Annotated in this window: 6 protein-coding genes; 3 read left to right on the top strand and 3 right to left on the bottom strand. The window is 62.0% G+C overall.

What is annotated here, in order from left to right; all coding sequences use genetic code 11:
• Positions 1-859 precede the first annotated feature (859 nt).
• Complete coding sequence (locus tag ACK5L9_RS23255; protein ID WP_416913830.1) at positions 860-1,300, top strand: IS110 family transposase; 441 nt, start codon at positions 860-862, stop codon at positions 1,298-1,300.
• Between the two features lie 284 nt (positions 1,301-1,584).
• On the opposite strand, the gene ACK5L9_RS23250 is transcribed toward ACK5L9_RS23255, so the two are convergent.
• Complete coding sequence (locus tag ACK5L9_RS23250; RefSeq protein WP_416913831.1) at positions 1,585-1,719, bottom strand: helix-turn-helix domain-containing protein; 135 nt, start codon at positions 1,717-1,719, stop codon at positions 1,585-1,587.
• A 371-nt stretch (positions 1,720-2,090) separates the two neighbouring features.
• On the opposite strand from ACK5L9_RS23250, the gene ACK5L9_RS23245 reads away from it, so the two are divergent.
• Entirely contained in the window at positions 2,091-2,357 is a 267-nt protein-coding gene (locus ACK5L9_RS23245; RefSeq protein ID WP_416913829.1) for a hypothetical protein, read from the top strand.
• Here the strand turns inward: ACK5L9_RS23245 and ACK5L9_RS23240 are convergent.
• The gene (locus tag ACK5L9_RS23240) at positions 2,332-2,793 is read right to left on the bottom strand and encodes an Lrp/AsnC family transcriptional regulator (RefSeq protein WP_416913828.1); all 462 of its coding nucleotides are present in this window, start codon (positions 2,791-2,793) and stop codon (positions 2,332-2,334) included. The two genes, ACK5L9_RS23245 and ACK5L9_RS23240, sit on opposite strands and share 26 nt — an antisense overlap.
• A gap of 126 nt (positions 2,794-2,919) precedes the next feature.
• On the opposite strand from ACK5L9_RS23240, the gene ald reads away from it, so the two are divergent.
• Complete coding sequence (ald, locus tag ACK5L9_RS23235; RefSeq protein ID WP_416913827.1) at positions 2,920-4,038, top strand: alanine dehydrogenase; 1,119 nt, start codon at positions 2,920-2,922, stop codon at positions 4,036-4,038.
• Between the two features lie 314 nt (positions 4,039-4,352).
• On the opposite strand, the gene ACK5L9_RS23230 is transcribed toward ald, so the two are convergent.
• On the bottom strand, positions 4,353-4,961 hold a 609-nt coding region (locus tag ACK5L9_RS23230), incomplete at its 5' end, for a peptide chain release factor-like protein (protein WP_416913826.1).

Here is a 4,961-nt window from a genome sequence, read left to right as displayed (position 1 = left end):
TCAGGCTGATCCCCGAGGTGGCGACCAGCGCCGCCAGCGCCAGCGCCGCCTGCCCGCGATAGGGCCGGATGAACGGCCACAGCGACCGCAACGCGCCAACCTTCCTGCTGGTGGGGCGATCCTCGATAATCCTGGTGCCGCGTGCCATGGGTGCCTGTCCGAGATTGCGTTCGCCGACCGGGTTTAGGCGCTGGCGCGCGCGAGGTCCAGCGCGACACTATGGCGCGATACGGCAATCCTTCAGCGCGGCAACCTGCAGATCAACCGCCACCACCAGCTTTTCGTCGAAAAGCATGCAGATATTGCGTCCAGTCCGAAAGGCCACGCAGTTGATTCGCAAGCGGCGGCGACGCCCCATTGATTTCGGGTTTGCGCGGTGTCGCAGCAGGATGAAGCCGGGGGCGGCCGGTGGCTCGTCAGGAAGTCCAAGACGAGGTCTGGACTTGTCTCGCAAAAGTGCCTGGGTTGTGAGAGCACTATCACAACCTGTGAGACAACGAGCTGTCGAAGAAGCGAACAGAAGACATCAAGCGAGATGCGGTGGGCATGGCGCTGACCTGCGGGCTACCGCGCAAGAAACTGGCGACGGATTTGGGAGTTGGCCTTTCAAGCCTGAACAAATGGATCAAAGCGTATGGCGATGCCGGTACGGTGCCTTGTCTTATGATTTTGGGAGGTTCCCTTGGTAGAAGGGAGCCACTGCCCGCCACGCCAATTATGGCGGGCAGTGGCGGCGGTCGGATCGAGGAGGCCTGGGTCTTCAGGACCGTTTCTGAGTAGGATCGACCGCCGTCTTCACCATGGGCCTGAACGGATACGCGTGTTTGAGCCACGCATGACAAGAATAGGACTGGCGAAGATGACAGAGCATAGCATCGGGATCGATATTTCCAAATCCCACCTTGACGTTTTTCATCTGGAGACACAGACGGCGAAACGGTTCGAGAATTCGGCGAGCGGCTTTCGGGCGCTGCGCAAATGGCTGTCGCCGCTGACGGTGGCACGGGTGGTGTTCGAGGCGACCGGCCCCTATCACCGCGCCTTCGAGAAGGCGTTTTCCGGCAAGCTCCCGCCGGTGAAAGTCAATCCCGTGCAGGCACGCCGTTTCGCGCAAGCCTGTGGGACACGGGTCAAGACGGACACGGTGGACGCACGCCTCCTGGCCCGCATGGGATCTGCGCTTGCCCTGGTGCCTGACGAGCCGATGTCCGGTCGAGCGCCTGGATCTGAGACTTCTCGTCAACACACAGAACGACGGCCCTTTCCAGCGGATCGAGATAGAGCACCACAATCTCGGTAACCTTCTCCTCGAACCGCGAGTCGTTCGAGACCTTGAACTTCCGCAAAACGTGCGGCTTCAGCCCGGCATCGGCCCAGATGCGGCCGACGCTCGAGGGCGATATCCCCACCGCCTCGGCCATCGTCACGCGGCTACAGTGCGTGGCATTGGGTGGCGCGTCCTGCACAGTCTTCGCGATCACCTTCAGTCGGACCTCCCTCGGCAGGGGCGGCACGCGCGACGGGCGCGTCTTGTAGCCTGACGACTTTCTTTTGATTGTGTTGTCAGGCTATAATCCTTTGATTTTACGCTGATGCTGCGCCAATTTGATCAAATTGGCTTCCGTCAGCTATATCCCGCTTGAGCCCCGGCACGCCCTCATCGAGATACCGTTCCTGCCAGCGCCAGACCGTCGGCTTCGACATCCCCGTCCGCCGCATGATCTCGACAGCCCCCTCGCCATCCGCCGTCGCCAGCACGATGCCCGCTCGCCAGACAAGCTTGCGCGCCGTGTTTCTGCCATTCCGGACATCCTGAATATCGGACGTGACCGGAGCGTCGGCGAAATGTTTGGTTACGCCAAATGGATCTCTCTGATCGTTGTCATGATCGCCGCCTATCGCCAATCGCAGGATATGGTTTTTCTGGCGCTGGCCTTTCTTTTCTGCGTGGTGCTCGCGGATGACAGCCTGCAATTGCACGAAACGCAGAACGCGTGGACGGTGAGAACTGGCCTTGTCGGTGACGGCAGCCATGCCATGCGCGAGGTGGCATTTTTTGTGGTCGAGGGGGGATCGTCGCCCTTCCCCCTGTGATCGGCTGGCTGAAAGCGGATCGCCTGCTGCGCCAGAAGGTCTTTACTTTGCTGATGCTGTTCGGCGCGGCGACTTTTTGCGCGATCGGTGTCGATTTGTTCCATACCGCGCTTCCCAGCTTTTCTGTCGCGGCGGGTCTGGCGGGCGCAGCAGAGGAAGGAGGAGAAATGATCCTTATGTCAGCAATGGTCAGCTATGCGGTCAGCACCTTTTGGCCCAGACCCCGGAAGGTCGCGCCTATACCGGAATCGCCGTCGTCCTGAACACGGTCCGCAGCGCAAAGCTGGAATGCATCTGTGCAACGCCCGGCAGGCGGGCCAGATGCTGACGGTGGATACGGGCGAAATCATCGGTGTCGATGGCGGCGACCTTCAGCAGGTAGTCTGCCGTGCCCGCCATCAGGTGACATTCCTGCACATCGGGGATCTGGGCGACGGCGCGTTCAAAGGCCTCAAGCACCTCGTCAGCCTGGCCTTGCAGGGTGATTTCGACAAAAACTGTGGTGTGCCGCCCCAGGGCGCGCGGCTCCAGCAGTGCCACATAGCCCGAGATTACCCCCACCTGTTCCAGCCGCTGAACACGGCGGTGACAGGCGCTGGCGGACAGGTTGATCCGGGCCGCAAGATCGGCATTGGTGATTCGGCCATCCTTCTGCAGAAGCGACAGAATGCGGCGGTCTGTTGCGTCAAAATCGCTCATGTCCGAATTATCTTCGAAGAATAGTCAGTTGACCAGAGTCTTCTTCGCAGCACATTGCGCGCGGCCTGTGCGACAATATGCATCATCCAGACAAACACATGTGCAACATGTCAGGGAGAATCACAGATGAAGATCGGGTGCCCCACTGAAATCAAGCCGCAGGAATTTCGCGTCGGCCTGACCCCCTCGGCCGCCGCCGAGGTAATCGGCCATGGCCATGCGGTGATCATGCAGACCGGGGCCGGGCTTGGCTCGGGCTTCACGGATGAGGATTACATCGCCGTCGGCGCGAAGATTGCGCCTGACGCGCCCTCGGTCTTTGGCGAGGCCGAGCTGGTCATCAAAGTCAAGGAACCGCAGGCGGCCGAGCGTGCGATGCTGCGCAAAGGCCAGCTTTTGTTCACCTATCTGCACCTTGCCCCCGATCCCGACCAGACCCGTGACCTGCTGGCTTCGGGTGTGACCGCCATCGCCTATGAAACTGTGACCGACCGCAACGGCGCGCTGCCGCTGCTGGCGCCGATGTCCGAGGTTGCCGGCAGGCTGGCGCCGCAGGTGGGTGCATGGACGCTGCAAAAGGCCAATGGCGGGCGCGGCGTGCTGATGGGCGGCGTGCCCGGCGTCATGCCCGCGCGTGTCACCGTCATCGGCGGGGGCGTTGTGGGAACGCACGCGGCAAGGGTTGCCGCTGGGATGGGCGCGACCGTCACCGTTCTGGACCGCTCGCTGCCGCGTCTGCGTTATCTGGACGATGTGTTCGGCGGCGTGTTCCGCACCGGCTTTGCCAGCGTCGATCAGACCGCCGAGCTGGTGGCAAATTCCGACATGGTGATCGGTGCGGTGCTGATTCCGGGTGCAGCCGCGCCCAAGCTGGTAAAGCGCGCGCAGTTGAAGGACATGCTGCCCGGCGCAGCACTGGTCGATGTCGCCATTGATCAGGGCGGCTGTTTCGAGACATCCAAGGCGACCACCCATCAGGATCCCATCTACGAGGTTGACGGGATCATGCATTACTGCGTGGCCAACATGCCGGGCGCCGTGGCGCGGACCTCGACCCTCGCGCTGGGGAATGCGACGCTGCCGTTCCTGGTGGCGCTGGCCGACAAGGGCTGGCACCGGGCGATCAGCGAGGATCCGCATCTGCGCGCGGGGCTGTCCACCCATGAGGGGCAACTGACCTCGCTGCCTGTTGGCGAGGCCCTGGGCCTTACCGCAGTCACCCCGGATCATTTGCTGGCGGGCTGATTGCGGCGGCGGGCCGGTTCGGGAACGGGCGGCGCGATATAGCCTGACGATTTTCTTCTGATCATGTTGTCAGGCTATAACCATTTGATTTTAGGCTGATGTTGCGCCGATTTGATGATCAAATTGGCTTCCGTCAGCTATACCAGGCGCGCGTCCTCAACCGGACCTGCCGCCTTGCCACCGCCGCAAGACCGGACCTTGCCGCAAGACCGGACCTTCGGGAACGGTCATCGCCGGGGCCGGCGGTCTTGTTTGTTCTGAAAAGATAAATCGCGGCCTTCCTGAACCTTGCAAACCGGGCAATCCCTGCGGGATCAGTCCTCGCCCTGGGCCTCGGCGCGGCTTTTGCCGGCGACGTCCAGCGCCAGCGTCGCTGCCATGAAGGCGTCCAGATCGCCGTCCAGAACGCCCTGCGTATCGCTGGTTTCATGCGAGGTGCGCAGATCCTTGACCATCTGATAGGGGTGCAGCACGTAGGACCGGATCTGGTTGCCCCAGCCCGCCTCGCCCTTGGCGGCATGCTGGGCGTTGATCTCGGCGTTGCGGCGGTCCAGCTCCATCTGATACAGCCGCGATTTCAGTGCCGCCATGGCATTGGCGCGGTTCTGGTGCTGCGATTTTTCCGAGCTTGTCACCACGATCCCGGTCGGCAGGTGGGTGATCCGCACCGCCGAGTCTGTGGTGTTGACGTGCTGCCCGCCCGCGCCAGAGGAACGATAGGTGTCGATGCGGATGTCATTGTCCGGCACCACGATCTCGATATTGTCATCCACCACCGGATAAACCCAGATCGACGAGAACGACGTATGCCGCCGCGCCGCGCTGTCATAGGGGCTGATGCGGACCAGACGATGCACACCGGATTCCGATTTCAGCCAGCCATAGGCGTTATGCCCGCTGATCTTGTAGGCGGCGGACCGGAT

Origin of the sequence: Paracoccus sp. (in: a-proteobacteria) (assembly GCF_047973135.1) — a bacterium.
Classification (GTDB): Bacteria; Pseudomonadota; Alphaproteobacteria; order Rhodobacterales; family Rhodobacteraceae; genus Paracoccus.
The sequence above is the reverse complement of the archived record's forward strand: the minus strand, read 5'-3'. Positions and strand labels throughout refer to the sequence as shown.